This window comes from Streptomyces sp. NPDC002018, from assembly GCF_042890865.1.
Taxonomy (GTDB): domain Bacteria; phylum Actinomycetota; class Actinomycetes; order Streptomycetales; family Streptomycetaceae; genus Streptomyces.
Map to the genome: position 1 here is coordinate 282,050 of NZ_JBIASO010000003.1, position 17,077 is coordinate 299,126.

The 17,077-nt window shown below is 69.4% G+C and carries 13 protein-coding genes; 6 read left to right on the forward strand and 7 right to left on the reverse strand.

Translation table 11 applies throughout. The features are described 5' to 3' along the window. Positions 1-22: 22 nt before the first annotated feature. Positions 23-820, reverse strand: coding sequence for a DNA-binding response regulator (locus ACFYYH_RS06885; protein WP_388546886.1), 798 nt, complete (start codon positions 818-820; stop codon positions 23-25). A gap of 347 nt (positions 821-1,167) precedes the next feature. Between ACFYYH_RS06885 and ACFYYH_RS06890 the strand changes: the two genes are divergently transcribed. After that, positions 1,168-1,629, forward strand: a complete 462-nt coding sequence (locus ACFYYH_RS06890) for a DUF1772 domain-containing protein (protein ID WP_388546889.1) — start codon at positions 1,168-1,170, stop codon at positions 1,627-1,629. Positions 1,630-1,640: 11 nt separating this feature from the next. Here the strand turns inward: ACFYYH_RS06890 and ACFYYH_RS06895 are convergent, their stop codons facing one another. The 3 genes from ACFYYH_RS06895 to ACFYYH_RS06905 all read right to left on the reverse strand — a co-directional run bounded on the left by ACFYYH_RS06895 (position 1,641) and on the right by ACFYYH_RS06905 (position 4,509). Beyond that, positions 1,641-2,567: a phosphotransferase enzyme family protein gene (locus ACFYYH_RS06895; RefSeq protein WP_388546890.1), complete on the reverse strand. Its 927-nt coding sequence runs from the start codon at positions 2,565-2,567 to the stop codon at positions 1,641-1,643. 167 nt (positions 2,568-2,734) lie between these two features. Beyond that, the gene (locus ACFYYH_RS06900) at positions 2,735-3,550 is read right to left on the reverse strand and encodes an ArsR/SmtB family transcription factor (protein ID WP_388546893.1); all 816 of its coding nucleotides are present in this window, start codon (positions 3,548-3,550) and stop codon (positions 2,735-2,737) included. Positions 3,551-3,783: 233 nt separating this feature from the next. After that, complete coding sequence (locus tag ACFYYH_RS06905) at positions 3,784-4,509, reverse strand: fasciclin domain-containing protein (protein ID WP_388546895.1); 726 nt, start codon at positions 4,507-4,509, stop codon at positions 3,784-3,786. Between the two features lie 665 nt (positions 4,510-5,174). Here ACFYYH_RS06905 and kdpF point away from each other — a divergent pair. The 4 genes from kdpF (at position 5,175) to kdpC (ending at position 9,983) form a co-directional block, all read left to right on the forward strand. Further along, positions 5,175-5,264: a K(+)-transporting ATPase subunit F gene (gene kdpF, locus ACFYYH_RS06910; RefSeq protein WP_388546898.1), complete on the forward strand. Its 90-nt coding sequence runs from the start codon at positions 5,175-5,177 to the stop codon at positions 5,262-5,264. A gap of 37 nt (positions 5,265-5,301) precedes the next feature. Further along, positions 5,302-6,966, forward strand: coding sequence for a potassium-transporting ATPase subunit KdpA (gene kdpA / locus ACFYYH_RS06915; protein WP_388546900.1), 1,665 nt, complete (start codon positions 5,302-5,304; stop codon positions 6,964-6,966). Further along, on the forward strand, positions 6,966-9,227 hold the full coding sequence (gene kdpB / locus ACFYYH_RS06920; protein ID WP_388546903.1) for a potassium-transporting ATPase subunit KdpB: 2,262 nt from the start codon (positions 6,966-6,968) through the stop codon (positions 9,225-9,227). The genes kdpA and kdpB overlap by 1 nt, the downstream gene beginning before the upstream one ends. Positions 9,228-9,356: 129 nt before the next feature. Beyond that, a complete protein-coding gene (gene kdpC, locus ACFYYH_RS06925) occupies positions 9,357-9,983 on the forward strand; it encodes a potassium-transporting ATPase subunit KdpC (protein WP_388546905.1) in 627 nt (208 codons plus the stop codon). A gap of 154 nt (positions 9,984-10,137) precedes the next feature. Here the strand turns inward: kdpC and ACFYYH_RS06930 are convergent, their stop codons facing one another. Next, entirely contained in the window at positions 10,138-10,938 is an 801-nt protein-coding gene (locus tag ACFYYH_RS06930) for an SDR family NAD(P)-dependent oxidoreductase (RefSeq protein ID WP_388546908.1), read from the reverse strand. 113 nt (positions 10,939-11,051) lie between these two features. On the opposite strand from ACFYYH_RS06930, the gene ACFYYH_RS06935 reads away from it, so the two are divergent. After that, the gene (locus ACFYYH_RS06935; protein WP_388546910.1) at positions 11,052-11,717 is read left to right on the forward strand and encodes a TetR/AcrR family transcriptional regulator; all 666 of its coding nucleotides are present in this window, start codon (positions 11,052-11,054) and stop codon (positions 11,715-11,717) included. Positions 11,718-11,746: 29 nt separating this feature from the next. Here ACFYYH_RS06935 and ACFYYH_RS06940 read toward each other — a convergent pair whose 3' ends face one another. Further along, positions 11,747-12,973, reverse strand: coding sequence for a YbhN family protein (locus tag ACFYYH_RS06940; RefSeq protein ID WP_388546913.1), 1,227 nt, complete (start codon positions 12,971-12,973; stop codon positions 11,747-11,749). A gap of 251 nt (positions 12,974-13,224) precedes the next feature. Beyond that, the gene (locus ACFYYH_RS06945) at positions 13,225-16,677 is read right to left on the reverse strand and encodes a tetratricopeptide repeat protein (RefSeq protein WP_388546916.1); all 3,453 of its coding nucleotides are present in this window, start codon (positions 16,675-16,677) and stop codon (positions 13,225-13,227) included. Between the last annotated feature and the right edge of the window lie 400 nt (positions 16,678-17,077).

The window sequence follows — 17,077 nt, forward strand, 5'->3', positions numbered from 1 at the left end:
GCCCTCTCGGATCCACCCCTTTCTAGATCCACCCTCTTCGAGCCGCTTCCGCCCCCGCCCGGAAGCGGCTCGTCGTGCCGAGGGCGGTGAGGAGATCGCCCACGCGGCGGCTGTAGGTCCGGCTCGACATTCCCAGCCGGGTCGCCGCCGTCTCGTCCGTGAGCCCGGCCAGCAGGGCCTCCAGCACGGGCCGGAGCTGTCCCGGCAGCACCCCGGGGGTGGGGAGCGTGGCGGTGGGCAGCTCCTCGCCCGTCTCCCACCATGTCTGATGCGTACGGACCAGCGCCTGGACGACCACCGGATCGCGGATCAGCAGCAGTCCGTGGTAGTGGAGTTGGAGATCGAGCGGGACGGCCGCCACCGCCCGGTCGACCAGGATCATCTTGAACGGGATCGAGTCCGTCTGTCTGGCTCGGCCGGGGAGCTGGCGCGGCAGAGGGTACGGAAGCCCGGCCAGCCCGTGCCGGGGCACGATCCTGCGGACACCGACCGCGGGGGAGCGGCCACGCCCCTTTCCGCCGGCGCCGGGGCCCGCGCCGGGACCGCCGTCCTGCCAGTCCAGATCGCCCGCCGCCCTGACACAGGCACCGGCGAACTCCAGGAACTGCTCGGGAATGCACTGCCCCAGACAGCTTCCCGGATCGTCGAAGATCAGCAGCTCACGACGGGCCGAGCGGACCAGGGCCGTGAGGGTGGCCGTCACCTGACGCACCCCGCGGATCTGCCGGCCGGGAGGATGGAGCGTGTCCACCACGTCCTCCCGCATCACGCCCAACGACAGCGCCGACCTGTTGAGTACGGATCCTGAAACATCCGCCACGGCTGACCACCCCCGCCATCCCCTCGGAGCCGTACGCCACTCCATGTACGCACATCATCGCTCACCGTGACAAGTGCAGTTCAGAGAGTGGCGACTCTATGCCAGAGCCTCGGAGATCCGTCTTTGCTGGCGCACGCTGGTGATCACTCGGTATGAAACGAGACAAGCCGTCCGGGACAACCCGTGACAAGTGAGACACGCGAGACGAAGGGAAGAGGACAATGACCCGCCGACGACCGGCCCGTCCTCCACCGGTTCGGATGACCCGCTCAGGGCGCCCTCCGCAGTGATCGAGGAGCGCTCAAGAACCGTCCCACACCTGCCTCTTGGTGCGCGATGATGTGCCCATGGCCACATTGCTGCTCGCTCTCTCCGCGATTTCCACAGGTCTGTACGCGGGGAACTTCCTCATATTCCAGACCGGTGTCATGCCCGCCCTCGCCCGGCTGACGGACGAGCAGTTCGTCCCGGCCATGCGCAGGATCAACGAGCTGGTGCCGCGCCCGCTCTTCCTGCTGACCTTCTTCGCGATCGTGGGGTTCCCGATCGCGGCCCTCGCCGTTCCCGTGGACGGCCGTTCGGACAACCAGAAGTGGCTTCTGGTCGCGGGACTGGTCTGCGCGCTCATCAATCACTTCATCACCATCGGCGGCAATGTCCCGCTCAACAACGCGCTGGCGGCGTCGACCTCCTCGCCCGACAGCGTGGCGCGCAAGGCCTTCGAGTCCCGCTGGAACGCCTGCCACCGGGCCCGCACCCTGTTCTCCGTCGCCGCCTTCGTGCTGGTGGTCAGCGCCACCCTCTCGTAACGGGTCCGGCGTCAGAGGAATGTGCCTCTCTCCAGCCGGTCGAGCGTGCGCAGCCCCCGCTCGGTGACCTCGTGTTCGCCGTGGGCCGGGCCATGGACCAGACAGCTCACGGCGTCCAGCGCCGCGAAGCACGGCAGGGCTTGGCGTTCGGCATCGGTCAGCGGGCGGCCGTAGCCCTGGAAGAAGGCGGTCCGCAGATCGTCGCGGTCCTGCCAGGGCCCACAGGCCAGCCGTACGAAGTCCTGGACGACGGGGGCGTACCGGGACCGCTCGAAGTCGATCATGGACAGCCGCCCGGACGACCGCATCCCGGCGGGGGCGGCGGCCGGCCCGGACCGGGACCAGAGGGCATTGCGCTCCCGCGCGTCACCGTGGATATGGCCCGGGGTGAGCAGATCGGCCAGCCGCAGTACGTGGTCGGCCGCACGGCGTACGAGCGCGCGCCGGTTTCCGGAGAGCCGGTCGCCCACGCGTGCCAGGTGTTTCCCGGCATCGGCGGCCGTGCGCTCGGCGGCCGCTTCGGCCGCCCGGCGACCCTGCGCGGGCATCTTCTCCGTGCCGTGCAGCCGCCGCAGCAGCGCGCCGAACTGGCGGTGCGCGGCCCGGTGTTCCGGGACGGTGAGGGTGAGCCGTGAGACCGGCGTACCGGGAACGGCGGTGAGCAGCATCGCCAGTCGGCGGGCATCGGTGTCCACGAGGCGCGGAGCGCGGCCGAACCCCAGCGCGGGTACGGCGGACCGGTAGCCGAAGGTCTCGCGCTCGTAGAACGCGGCTGTCGGCGACTGCTTGACGAAGAACCGTCGGCCGAGGGAGTCGGTGATGTCCCAGACGCGCGAGTTCTCCCGGGGGTGGGAGGCGTCCCGTACGCAGGAGAGGGGGCCGACGGCTTGCTCGGCCCATGCCCGCAGCGACGACGGCAGGGGCTTGGCGGGGCGCATGATTCCTCCGGAGGTGCGGGCGGCGGGGCGGGCGCCCGGAGAACGGACCTGATCAAGGGCCTGTTACGGGGCATGCCGGGGGAATCATAGAACATGCGTTCGATAGTTCTCGGTGAGGCGCTCCGGTGACCGGGGCGCCTCACCGAGCGCCGCGCCGCATACGGTCCTCAGCCGGTCTGCTGTTCGGAGACGAGCTTTCCGCCCTCCAGGAATGTCTTGAGCGCGGAGAGGATCATGATCCAGCCGCCGCTGGTGCCTTCCAGCATCTTGCTCTCCGGGCTGTCGAACCCGTCATGGGTGATGGTCAGCTTGATCCCCATCATCGGCACCTCGGCCGGTTCGATGTCGAAGGTGACCCTGGAGCGTTCCTCGCGGGCCTTCGCGAACGCCTCGTCCGAGTCGAACAGGTTTCGGTGCATGGGCTGAAGGGTGTGCCAGGTGTAAGAGAGCCGCTTGCCGGGCTCCGCCTCCAGCACCCGCTGACCGAGATCCTTGAACTCGCCGCTCGGGTCGGACTTCCAGCGAAGGGGGGCGCCCACCTCCCAGGTCGACTCCGGGCCGGTGCCGCCCATATAGGCCTTGATGAACTCGGGGTCGGTGAGCGCCTGGTAGAGCTTCTCCGCAGTGGTCTGGATATAGGTCACATACACAAACTCGGGCTTGCTCATGGGGGGTGGTCGTCCTTCCAAGGTCCGTTTCACATGGGACAGCGCGGCCATCCGGCCGCGCTCGTACTGGCCGATCCAGCGGTCGGCGATGTCCTGGATGGGCACGGGGCTGAGGTAGTGGAACTTCTCCCGGCCCCGCCGCGCGGAGGTGACCAGCAGGGCCGACTCCAGCACGGCGAGATGTTTGCTCACCGCCTGTCTGCTCATGGCCAGCCCCTCGCTCAGCTCCCGCAGGGTCTGTCCGTTGCGCCCGTTGAGCCGGTCCAGCAGGAGCCTGCGGCTGGGATCGGCGAGCGCCTTGAATACCGCGTCCATCGTCATCTCCACGGCAGCATAGGCAACCAATCGGTTGCCTGTCGAGCGCTCGGGATGCCGGACGCCGGACGCCGGATACGGGACGCCGAGTGCGGGGTGCGGGATGCGGGCGGGATGCGGGGTGCGGGGTGAGCGGGCGAGTGGGGTGGGCGGGGAGACGACCGGCGCCCGTTCTCCCTCCGTGGGAGACCGGGCGCCGGCCGGTGGGCGAGGACGGGAGCCGTACCGCCGCGTCAGCTCGGCGGCATCAGCACGCTGTCGACGACGTACACGGTGGCGTTCTCGGTCCTGACATCACCGCAGACGATGTTCGTCGTCCGGTTGACCTTGAACGACTGACCGGAGCCCGACGTGGTGAGCGTGCTTCCCTCCAGGGTTTTGAAGGAACCGTCGGGGAGCTGGTCGGGGGCGACCCTCTTCTCCGTCACGTGGTAGTTCAGGGCCTTCCTGAGCTGGGCCTCGTTGGTGCGGAGCGAATCGAGCTGCGCCTTGCTGAGCTTGGCGAAGGCGGCGTTGGTCGGGGCGAAGACGGTGATGTCCTCCGTGGAGTTCAGCTTGTCGACCAGCCCGGCCTTCTTCGCCAGGGCGACGAAGGTGGACAGATGCGTGTTCTCGGCCAGGGCGGTGGCGACCGGCTGGGTCGCCATCCGCTCGAAGCTGCCCCCGACGCCCTGGCGCAGCAGCGAGGAGCACCCCGGGCCGAAGGGCACGGCCGCACCGGGGGACGCGGATGTGCTGGGCGACGGTGAGGCCGATGCGCTCGGCGAGGTGGAGGTGCTCGGCGAGGTGGACGGGCTGGGTGAGGCGGAGGTGCTGGGCGACACCGACGTACCGGCCGAGGCGGAGGTGCTCGGTGTCGGGGCGGCGAAGGCGTGCGGGGCCATGGCTCCCAGCGAGAGCGGGAGGGCCAGCGCGGCGGCCGTGGACATGGCTGTGGTGCGCAGACGGGTGCGGTTCATGGTTCGATTCCTCTTCCTGTGGGAGGAGGGGCCCCGGTTCGGGCCCGGAGGCGTCGACGCGGCTGGATCGGCGGGTCCTGGGATGGCCCGGGGAGTGCCGGACGGGGCGCTCTCACCCACCCGGCGTGTGATGTCCGTCGTTCGATCCGGTTCGGTCTGGTCCGTTCTCGGCCCGGCTCGGTTCTGACCGGCCGGTCCGTCCTGCGTTCGATCCTGGTGATCGATCAAGCCGCCCGTAAAGCGTAGTCATGACTCCGAGGGCTCAGCATCTCGGGCGGAGCGCCACGATTACTGGTATCGCACGCCCGGTCACTCACGCTCCGTGGCCGTCGGCCGGACCCTCGACGGGCGGCCACTCGATCGGCTCCGGCGTGTCAGGAGCCCGCCAGTCGGGTGGCCGATAGCGTCAAACGTCCGCTGCCGCCCGCGTCGCGCACGGCTGGCGGGCCCCGCGACCGGCTCCGTCCCCCGTCATACGCGTCCCGTCACACCTGTCCTCGTCACACCTGTCCTCGTCACAGATTTCCGTCACAGCTGTTTCCGTCATAGCCGTCCCCGCCCGTCCCGATCCTCCACGGGGTGCAGATGTCCGACCTCATCCATGTCGTGCTCACCCTCGTGGTCTTCGCGTTGATCGGACTGGTCGCGAAGGGGGCGGGCCGGCTGTGACCGTCGAGAACGTCGTCGGACTGGTCGTCGCCGTGCTCCTTGTCGTCTATCTCGTGTTCTGCCTGCTCTTTCCCGAGCGTTTCTAGCCTCTCCCACCGGAGGAAGGCCCAGGAAAGGTCCCCCATGAACGACACCCTCGCGGGATGGCTCCAGATTCTCGCCCTGGTGGTGGCGCTCGCCCTCTCCTTCCGTCCGCTGGGCGACTATCTGGCGTACGTCCTGACCTCACCCCGGCACTGGCGGGTCGAGCGGCTGCTCTACCGCCTCGGCGGGGTCTCCGGGGACGCCGACCAGACCTGGACCGCCTTCCTCCGCAGTGTGCTCGCGTTCTCGCTCGTCTCCGTCCTGTTCCTCTACGGATTCCTGCGCCTCCAGAACCATTTCCTGCTCTCCCTCGGCACCCCCGCCATGGACGCCGACCAGTCGTTCAACACGGCGGTGTCCTTCGTCACGAACACGAACTGGCAGTCGTACGCGGGTGAGTCGGCGCTCGGCCACCTCGTACAGATGGCGGGGCTCGCGGTGCAGAACTTCGTCTCCGCCGCCGTCGGTATCGCGGTGGTGGCCGCCCTCATCCGTGGATTCACCCGTCACCACACCGACCGGGTGGGCAATTTCTGGGTGGACCTCACCAGGGTCGTGATGCGCGTACTGCTTCCCCTCTGTGTGGTCTTCGCGATCGTGCTGGTGGCGGCGGGCGTGGTGCAGAACCTCCATGGTTTTCATACGGTCACGACGCTCTCGGGCGGCTCCCAGAGCATTCCCGGCGGCCCGGTCGCCTCGCAGGAAGTCATCAAGGAGCTGGGCACCAACGGCGGCGGCTTCTACAACGCCAACTCGGCCCACCCCTTCGAGAACCCGAACGGCTTCACCAACTGGCTGGAGATCTATCTGCTGCTGGTGATCGCCGTCTCGCTGCCGCGCACCTTCGGCACGATGGCCGGCGACCGGCGCCAGGGATACGCGATCCTCGGCGTCATGGCCCTGATCTGGGCCGCCTCCACCGCCGTCGTCACGGCCAACGAGCTGTACAGCGTGAGCAGTACGGCGGGCCACACGGCCGGCGCGATGATGGAGGGCAAGGAACAGCGCTTCGGCATCTGGTCGTCGGCGCTCTTCGCGGCGGCCACCACACTGACGTCCTGCGGCGCCGTCAACTCCTTCCACGACTCGTACACACCGGGCGGTGGCGGGATGACGATCTTCAATATGATGCTGGGCGAAATCGCCCCGGGCGGTACGGGATCCGGCCTCTACGGCATCCTCGTGCTGGCGGTCGTGGCCGTCTTCGTGGCGGGGCTGATGGTCGGCCGTACGCCCGAGTACCTGGGCAAGAAGCTGCGCGGCCGGCAGATGAAGTTCGCCTCGCTCTATATCCTCACCACCCCCGCCGTGGTGCTGACCGGCGCGGGGATCGCCATGGCGCTGCCGGGGGAGCGCGCGGCGATGCTCAATCCGGGACCGCACGGCTTCTCGGAGGTGCTGTACGCGTTCACCTCGGCCGCCAACAACAACGGCTCGGCCTTCGCGGGTCTGTCCGCCGACACCGTCTGGTACAACACCGCCCTCGGTTTGGCGATGCTCGTCGGCCGTTTCCTGCCCGTCGTGTTCGTGCTGGCCCTCGCCGGATCCCTGGCCGCCGAGCAGCCGGTCCCCGCCAACGCGGGCACGCTGCCCACGCACCGGCCGCTCTTCGTCGGCCTGCTCACCGGCGTGATCCTCATTGTCGTCGGCCTCACCTACTTCCCCGCGCTCGCGCTGGGGCCCCTCGCGGAAGGGCTGCGCTGATGCCCCCGAACCGGAAGCCGGATCCGAACCGGAAGCCGGATCCGAACCGGAAGCCGGATCCGAACCGGAACCGCCGTCGTGTCTCCGGTGGGCTGCTGGATCCCCGGCAACTGGTCGTCTCGTTGCCCGACGCGCTGCGCAAACTCGATCCCCGGGTCATGGTCCACAATCCCGTGATGTTCGTCGTCGAGGTGGGCGCGGTCCTGACCACCCTGTCGGCGATCAAGGATCCCAGCGTCTTCGCGTGGGTGATCACCGTCTGGCTCTGGCTGACCACGGTCTTCGCCAATCTCTCGGAGGCCGTCGCCGAAGGCAGGGGGAAGGCGCAGGCCGAGACGCTGCGCCGGGCCAAGACGGACACCGTCGCGCGCCGCCTTCCCCCAGGTTGGCGCCCGCGCACACAGGACCCGGAGGAAGAGCGGGTGTCGGCCACACAACTGCGGCTCGGCGACCATGTGGTGGTGGAGGCCGGACAGACCATCCCGGGCGACGGCGATGTGGTCGAGGGCGTCGCGAGTGTGGACGAGTCGGCCATCACGGGGGAGTCGGCACCGGTCATCCGTGAGTCGGGCGGCGACCGTTCGGCGGTGACCGGCGGAACGAAGGTGCTGTCCGACCGTATCGTCGTACGGATCACCTCCAGGCCCGGAGAGACCTTTATCGACCGGATGATCGCCCTGGTCGAGGGCGCCGCCCGGCAGCGGACCCCCAACGAGATCGCGCTGAACATCCTGCTCGCCTCGCTGACCATCGTCTTCCTGATCGCCGTGGTGACGCTCCAGCCGTTCGCGGTTTTCGCGCGCGCCGAACAGCCGATCGTCGTCCTGATCGCCCTGGTGGTGGCGCTGATCCCCACCACCATCGGGGCTCTGCTCTCCGCCATCGGGATCGCGGGGATGGACCGGCTCGTGCAGCGCAATGTGCTGGCCATGTCCGGCCGTGCGGTCGAGGCGGCCGGGGACGTCAACACGCTGCTGCTCGACAAGACCGGCACGATCACCCTGGGCAACCGTCAGGCCGCCGAGTTCCTCCCGGTGGACGGTGTCGGCGTCGAGGAACTGGCCGATGCCGCCCAGCTCTCGTCGATCGTGGACGAGACGCCGGAGGGCCGCTCGATCGTGGTACTCGCCAAGGAACGGTACGCGCTGCGGGGAAGGGAGGAAGGAGAGCTGGCGGGCGCCGAGTTCGTACCGTTCTCCGCGCAGAGCCGGATGAGCGGGGTCGATCTGCCCCTCCCGGACGGCCGCCGCTCACTGCGCAAGGGAGCGGCGGCGGCGGTGATGCGCTGGGTGCGGGAGAACGGAGGGGGCGGGGACGGCGGGACTTCCGGCGGCCTTTCGGGCACGGCCTCCGGCGGGGCTTCCGGTGGAACCTCCGGCGGGGCTTTCGGCGGGGCTCCCGGTGGGGCTTCCGGAGCGGCCATGGTCGCGGCCGGCGGGATCGTGGACGCCATCTCGGCGAGCGGCGGTACCCCGTTGGTCGTTGCCGAGGTGACACGCCGTGACGGCACCCGGAGCGCCCGGGTGCTGGGGGTCGTGCATCTCAAGGATGTGGTCAAGGAGGGGATGCGGGAGCGGTTCGGGGAGTTGCGGCGGATGGGTATCAGGACGGTCATGATCACGGGGGACAATCCGCTGACCGCGCGGGCGATCGCGCAGGAGGCGGGGGTGGACGACTTCCTCGCCGAGGCCACTCCTGAGGACAAGATGGCGCTCATCAGGGGGGAGCAGGGTGGCGGCAAGCTGGTCGCGATGACGGGTGACGGTACGAATGACGCCCCGGCGCTGGCGCAGGCGGATGTGGGCGTGGCGATGAACACTGGCACGTCGGCCGCCAAGGAGGCCGGGAACATGGTGGACCTGGACTCCAACCCGACGAAGCTGATCGAGATCGTCGCGATCGGCAAGCAGTTGCTCATCACGCGCGGCGCGCTGACCACGTTCTCGATCGCCAACGACGTCGCCAAGTACTTCGCGATCATCCCCGCGATGTTCGCCGTGGTGTATCCGGGCCTCGACAACCTCAACATCATGCGGCTGCACAGCCCGACCTCCGCGATCTCCGCCGCGATCATCTTCAACGCGCTGATCATCGTGGCGCTGATCCCGCTCGCGCTGCGCGGGGTCCATTACCGTCCCTCGTCCGCCTCCGCGCTTCTGCGGCGCAACATCTGGCTGTACGGACTGGGCGGGCTGGTCCTGCCGTTCGTGGGGATCAAGGTGATCGATCTGATCATCCAGTTCATCCCCGGCCTGCGCTGATCCCTCCGCGATGCGTCGTTGCCGCCGATTCCGTCCCGCCGGCCGTGTCCTGCCAGCCGTGTCCTGCTGATCCCGTCCCTCCGAGCCCGTCCCTCCGATCCCGTCCCGCCGAACCAGAAGGCGACTGCCATGCCCCTGACTCTCCCGACTCTTCTCAGGCACCATCTGTCGGCGCTGCGGATGCTGCTCGTCCTCACCGTGATCACCGGTGTCTGCTATCCGCTGCTGATCACGGGCATCGCCCATGCGGCCTTCCCCGCCCAGGCCGCCGGCTCGCTGATCGGCGGGAACGGCGGATCGGTCGGGTCCCGGCTGATCGGCCAGACCTTCGATCTGCCGGGGAGGGGCGGGAAGCGCGGAGGGCCGGACCCTCAGTGGTTCCAGCCCCGTCCCTCGGCGGCGGGCCCGGGGTACGACCCGAGGAGTTCGGGCGCCTCCAATCTGGGGCCGAACAACCCGGATCTGGTCAGGATGATCAAGGAGCGTCGGGCCGCGGTGGCCGCGTTCGACGGGGTGCGGCCGAGCAGGGTACCCGCCGACGCGCTCACCGCCTCGGGCTCGGGACTCGATCCCCATATCTCGAAGGCGTACGCGTATCAGCAGGTCAACCGGGTGGCCGGGGCGCGCGGACTGAGCCCGGCGACGGTACGGGAGTTGATCGTCCGGCACGTCGAGAGCCGCGGCGGCGGCTTTCTCGGGCAGGGGGACGCCGTGAATGTGGTGGAGCTGAACCGCGATGTGGCGGGACTGAGGTGAGCGGCCGGGAATGTCGCTCGCGATACGGGTGCCCGGTTGTTGCCGGGCCGAGGCCAGGGACTCGCTCCTCATGAGCGTCGACAACCCGGCGAGGCGCGGTGGCGGAGCGCGCGAGCCCGGCAAGCTCCCGATGAAAGACCCTGGTGCCTTGCGCCTAGTGCACGGAACGGATCGTTCCGCCGTCGACGCGGATCGTGGCGCCGCTGATGTAGTCCGCCAGCGGGCCCGTCAGATAGGCCACGGCGCCCGCGATCTCCTCGGGCCTGCCCAGGCGGCCGATGTCGTTCGGTACGAACTCCCGCGCCGCGGCCCGCTCGATCTCCTCCCAGCTCTCGCCCCAGCCGTGGCCGGGCGCGATGTCGGTGAGCAGCTTCCGCACCGAGTCCACCAGGATGGCGCCGGGCGCGACGACGTTCGAGGTCACCCCGGTGTCCTTGAGTTCCCGCGCGAGCGAGACCGCGAGATTGTGCCGGGCCGCCAGCGTCGCGTTGTAGTGCGGCTGCATCGGCATGGGCTGGAGGGCGAGACCGCCGCCGATCTGGATCACCCGTCCCCAGCGCCGCTCCCGCATCGCCGGTACGAGGCGCCGGATCATCCGTACCCCCGAGACCACGTTGACGTCGTACGACGCGGCCCAGTCGGCCGGGGCGGAGTCCGACCAGGAGAGATGGTCGTACGCGCCCGCGTTGTTGACCAGGATGTCGACAGGGCCGCCCGCCAGCGCCGCGTCGGCCACGGCATCGGCGCCCGCGTCGGTGGCGAGGTCGCCCACGGCGATGTCGGCCCGGCCTCCCCCGGCGCGCACGGCCTCGGCCACCGCCTTCGCCCGGCCCCGGTCACGGCCGTGGATCACCACCGCCGCTCCTTCGGCGGCCAGCATCCGGGCGATGGCCTCGCCGAGTCCTGAGGTCGATCCGGTCACCAGGGCTCTCTTGTCCGTCAGTCGAAGGTCCATCGCCTGCTCCGCTTCCTGTTCTTTCTTCGCTTCGCGCTGTCGCTTCCGCCATGGGCAGTGAGCTATGTATACGACTGTAGACTTAGCGGAGGGTCATGTCTACAGTGGTATACATGGCTTCCGGACATCACCGAACCGATGACAGCGGCACCACGGCCGGGCGGCGGCGCGACGCCGCCGCGACGCGCGACGCGATCCTGCATTCGGCCGTGGTGGCCTTCACGAGGGCCGGCTACGACGGTGTCGGGGTGCGGGAGATCGCGCAGGGGGCGGGGGTGACCGCCATGCTGGTCAATCGCTACTTCGGTTCCAAGGAGCAGCTCTTCGCCGAGGCGGTGGACGTGTCCTTCGCGCCGAGGACCGTGGTCACCGGGGATGTCGCCACACTCAGCCGGGACATCGCCCGGTCCCTGACCGCCAGGACGGCGCCGGACTCCGATCATCTCGATCCGTTCCTGCTGATGCTGCGGTCCGCGTCCAATCCGCGCGCCGCGGAGATCATGCGGGCCGCCATGGAACGGCATGTCGGCCGTGACCTGCGCGATCTGCTGCCCGAGGGCATCGGCGACGGCGACGGCGACGCCCGCGCCGACGCCGCGGAGCGCGCGGAACTGGTCCTCTCGCTGATCACGGGTGTCTGGATGATGCGCAGGATCATCGGCACCACGGCGCTCGTGGAGGCGGATCCCGGTCCGCTCGCCCGGCGGATCGAGGCGATGCTGAGGGTGCTGGTCGAGGGTGCGGGGGACGGCGAGGGCCGGGCCCGGAACGACGTCTGACGGTTGGCCCACCGCCTGGCGCGTACTGCCTACCGGTCGGGGCGTCCCTGCCGCTCATCCCCCTGGCCTTCCTCCCCCTGCTCCTGCTTCTGCTCCTGAGCCTGCTCCTGCTCCTGGGCCCGTTCGTGTTCCCCCGCCGGCTCCGGCTCCGGGCCCGGCTCCGGCTTTCGCGTGGCGCCGCCCCGCTTCAGGGTCAGTACGAGCCCGCTCGCCCAGCCGATCGGCTGAAGCGCCCAGAAACTGACCACGCGGTAGAGGAGCGTTACGGCGATCGCCTGATCGGCCCGCATCCCGTAGAGCACGAGCAGCGCCGTAAGGCTCGTCTCGACCACGCCGAGGCCGCCCGGCGTAAGGCGCAGACTGCCCGCGAACTGCGTCAGCCCGTACGCCACCAGGATTCCCGGCCAGGGCACATCGATACCGAGACTCCAGGTCGCGGCGACCAGGCACGCCAGATCGAAGCCCCAGTTGAGCAGTGCCAGCACGAACGGCCAGGCCCAGGGCCGTACCCCCGGGCGTGTCCTGCGGATCTGACGGCCCAACTGGGTCAGTGACTCCTCAAGCTCGAAAAGCCGCCGGGACCGCAGACCGATACGCCGCCAGACACGCCACGCGCGCCGCTTCACCCGGGGGAACCGGGACAGGCCGACCGCCGCGCCCACCACCACGATCGCGAGGACCAGCAGACCGATGACCAGCGGCAGCGCCCCGGCGACGGGCCCCGCGGAACCGCTCGCCAGCACACCGGCCAGCAGCAGGACGAGCAGACTCAGCCCGGACAGCAGGCCCGAGACCGCCAGCACGGTTCCCGCGAGCACCTGCCCCACGCCCCAGCGGCGCAGCCGCCGGAACACCCAGGCCACGGCGAACGCGGCCCCGCCGGGCAGTGCTCCGGCGATGGCGTTGGCCGTCAGCACGATGGCGGAAACCCCCCACAGCCGCAGCCGCGCACCGCCCGCCCGCAGCAGCCACTGCTGAAGCATCGCCACGCACAGCAGTGACGCCGCTTCGAACGCGGCGCTCAGAATGAGCCGCGACGGGCGCACATGGGCGATGAGGTCCACGGCGGTGACCAACTCATGGCGCCGTGTGATCGCGACGACCACGGCGGCCGCGACGAGAACGGCGGCCACCACCCACCAGACGGGCCGTACCGCCGGCGGAGCCGCGGGCTCCGGCCCCCCGTGCTCCCCCTGATGGTCCTGCCCCTGCCGACGGGCCTCCACAGAGCCCACGATACGGCGTGCGGGGGGCATTGCTCCTGCGCACACGGCCCCCAATACCATCCCGGTTGCTCCTCGTGCTGCGTTTAGACAGAGGTTTGCTGAGCGGGTAAGTTCGGGGCTCAGCAACAACCGATCAACCCGTTGGAGAACGTAAGCATGTGCAACTTCACTGCCCTCGCTGCCGACGAGTTCCCGTGCGAGTGGATGTGGTGACGCCGAGGGGCGGGTCGGTCGCCTGACCCTGTCCGTTGGTGCGGCGTTTCGGCTTCTCTCAGGGTCCCTCAGGAGCCGGCTACGCCTTGCTCGTCGAGCAGGCGCCGCAGGCCTTCCAACTCGGCCTCGGCGCCAAGGCTCCGATAGATAATGACCGCCTGATCGGCGTAGTCATGTGCGAGGTTGAGGCTGTGCGAGGACAGTGCTGTTCGAGCGAGACCTGTCAGTGCGTGGGCGGCACCAAGGGGAAAGCCGATATTCCGGGCCACGCCCAGAGCCTGCTCGTAGGTCGTGCGGGCGATGTCAAGCCGTCCTGATTCGCGCTGAATATCGGCGACGCCGACAAGTGCGCGTTGCTGGTCGAAGGGGCTGTCGATGCTGCGGGCGACCTCTTCTGCCTTGGTGAAATGCAGCAGCGCCTCTCCTCTACGGCCTGCTTCCGCGTATGCCGTACCCAGGCCAATCAATACGCTAGCTTCGCCTGAAATATCTCCGCTGGCTTGGCGACTGCGCAGAGCTCTCTGGAAATATGTCAGCGCGGTGGCTGTTTGCCCCTTGACTCGGTGGATTGAGCCGATATTGGCATCCAGAATGGCGAACTCCTGTCGCCCCCCGCTTCGCTCTGCGAGCGCGCGTGAACGTTCGTAATAGTCACGGGCATCCTCGTAGCGCCCTTGAATGTACGATAATTCGCCCAAATTGTTCAGGGCTTTGACCTGGCCCAAGAGATTGCTGAGCTTTTCGTGAATGCCGAACATCGTTCGGACCCTTTGCAGTGCATCCTCGTACCGCCCCGCGTAAAACAGGGCTATACCCTGAACATTGAGGCACTCGGCTTCGCCGTGTTGGTCTAGGTATTTTCTATACAGAGTCAAGGCTGAATCCAATACATGCAGTGCTGTCTCGCCCTCGCCCGCTGCGACATGCGCGCGGCCCGATTGGAGGAGCGCGTCGGCGCAGCCATGAGAATCACCGAGTTCCTGAAACACGGCCAAAGCCTCTGTTGCGTGGCGTAGCGCCGTGTCGTGGTCCTTTCGCGCCAAGGCCTCCGCGTGTTCGACGAGTGCTCTGGCCAGGGCTTTCCGGTCGCCGCTCGCACGGAGGGCGGACACGGCCGCGCCGTACAGTTCCGCCGCGATGTCCCACGTTCCCCAGAGTTTGAACGAGGTGATGAGTACGTGCGGGAAGAGCGCCGCGTACGCCGGGGCCTCGACGGCGGCGTGGCGGGCGACCGCGAGAAGGTTGGAGCGTTCCACGGTCAGCCACACCGACGCCTCGTCCGGGTCGGCGAACCGGCGTCCGTAGGGGGATTCCTGCTCCGGCCGTGGCGGGAGGGTACGGCGGTGCGGGTGGACGAGCCGGTCGGCGCGGTGCGCGGAGGTGAGGTAGTACGCGAAGAGCCGGTCGACCGCCTCGCGGCGCGTGGACTCCGGCTCCGTCCGTGCGCCGATCTGGAGGCCGAAGGCACGGGCAAGATCATGGAGCCGGTAGCGGTCGTGGATGGGCTCCTCCAGCAGGTGGCAGTCCTGCAACTCCTCGACGCACCGGCGGATTCGCGCGATGTCCGAGCCGACGAGCGCGGCCGCCGCGTCCACCGTCAGGTCGGGGCCCGGGTGCAGGGCCAGCCGGTGGAACAACTCCTGAGCGGGAGGACTCAGTTCCTCGTAGGTGAACCGGAACACCGAGGCGACGGAGTCGTCGAACTCGTCGAGCGGGTCGGCCGCTCGGGCGAGCCGGTCGAGCAGATGACGCAGATCCCAGGAGTCCCGGTGCCGGAAGCGGCTCGCCAAAAGTTGAATGGCCAACGGATGCCGACCGCATGCGCTGACGACCGCCCGCAGGGCCGCGGGGTCGGCGGACACCCGGGCGGGGCCCGCGATCCGGGTGAAGAGCGACGCGGCCTCCGCCTCGGACAGGACATCCACGAAGACCAGGTTGGCGCCGGCGAGGCCCGTCAGCCGGTTCCGGCTGGTGACGATCGCGCGGCAGGTGGCGGCGCCCGGCAGCAGCGGGCTGACCTGGGCGACGTCCCGGGCGTTGTCCAGGACCACCAGCGCACGGTGACGGGCGGTCCACTCCCGCCAGCGCGCCGCGCGTTCGTCGAGCGAGTCGGGCAGCGGCTCGGACGAACCGGAAGCATGGAGCAGTACACCGAGCACCTCGGCCGGTTCGTGGGGCCGCCGGCCGCTGTAGGCGCCCAGATCGACATAGAACTGCCCGTCGGGGTACGACGTACGCAGCCTGTGCGCGGCATGGATCGCCAGGGCCGTCTTGCCGATTCCCGGCATACCGTGCACGACCGTCAACGGGAGAGCGGTCGTGGCACGGCCCTCGGGCGCGGAGGACTTGGTGGAGGACCTGGCGGAGGACTCGGTGGAGGCCTCGGCGGAAGCGTCCGTGGAGCCGGTGGTGGAGTCGGCCGGTGAGTCAGTCGTGGGATCCTCGGCGGAGGCGTTGGCGGTGTCTTTCGCGGAAGACTTCGGGGAGGCCTTCGGTGAAGCCTCGGTGGAGTCCGCTCCGGAGTCCTTGAGCAGGCTGCGCAGTTCGCTCGCGCGGCCGGTGAAGTCCCGTGTGTCGCGCGGCAGGTTGTTACGGGGCTCCTCCGGCGCGGCGGCGCCCACTGCCACCGAACCGTCCGCCGGTTCGACACCTGTGGGACCGGAACCGGAACCGGAACGGGAGCGGGGACCGGCGGCCGAACCCGAGCCGAAGCCGGACCCCGGCCCGGAACCCGGGCCGATGCCGAAGCCGAAACCGGCGCCGGTCTCCAACGCCCGGTCCTGTCCGAGGATCCGCAGATGGAGATCCTGAAGCTCCGTCCCCGGCTCGATCCCCTGGCCCTCGTGCAGACGCCGGCGCGTGGTGCGGTAGAGGGTGAGCGCCTCGTCGGGCCTGCCCGAGCGGTACAGCGCCAGCATCAGTGAGGCGATCACCCGTTGGGCGAGCGGATTCTCCGCGGCCAGCTCCTGGAGCTCGCCGATGAGATCCGCGTGCCGCCCCAGCTCCAGCTCCAGCCGGATCCGTTCCTCCCGCACCTGGCGGTAGTCCTCGATCAGACGGGCGCGGGCCGTCGTCGCCCATGTACTGGTGAACTCGGCGAGCGGCTCGCCCCGCCAGGTGGATTCCGCGGTGTGCAGCAGACCGAGGGCCAGATCGCGCTCGCCGCGCACGGCCGCCGCCCCCGCCTCCCTGCGCAGCCGCTGGAACCGCAGCAGATCGATGTCCTCCGGATCGGCGAGGAGCTGGTACTGCCGTGGTCCGCGCCGGTCCACCACGAGGAGATCACCGACCGCCTCGCGCAGCCGTCTCCGTAATCGCGACACATTGCTCTGGAGTGTGTCCACACCCGTGGGCGGCGGATCGTCGTCCCAGACGCGTTCCAGCAGCGCGTCCACCGTGACCGGTTCGCCCCGGGCGTGCACCAGTACGGCGAGCACACAGCGCTCCTTCACCGTACCGATCCTGAACTGCTTGTTTTCGTGCCACAGTTCAAGGGGTCCCAGAGCAAGAAGGTCCACCATCGCCCCCGATGGGTGTGCTTCTTCCTGCCGTATCCGGCAGCGCCCGCACATCTGCGCGTAACTCCACCCACTGTTGCCGTAGCGCCAGGGGGAGCGGACAGACGCGCATGGAAGCGTGGCGGGCGCACGGCTCCGGGGACGGGCGCACGGCTCCGGGGTGTGGCCGTAGGGGCCGGAGCGAGGCCGTCACGCCCGCCTCACACCCCGCATCGAGCCTGTCTCGTCCCCCGCCTCGCTCCCCCGCCTCACACCCCGCATCGAGCCTGCCTCGCCCTCCGCCTCGCGCCCGCGCCGCACCTGCCCGGTGCCTGCCTCACACCTGCCCGGTGCCCGTCTCGCGGCGGACCGTTGCCCGCCTTGTGCCTGCTCCGTGCCCGCATCATGCCCGTTGCACGCGGAG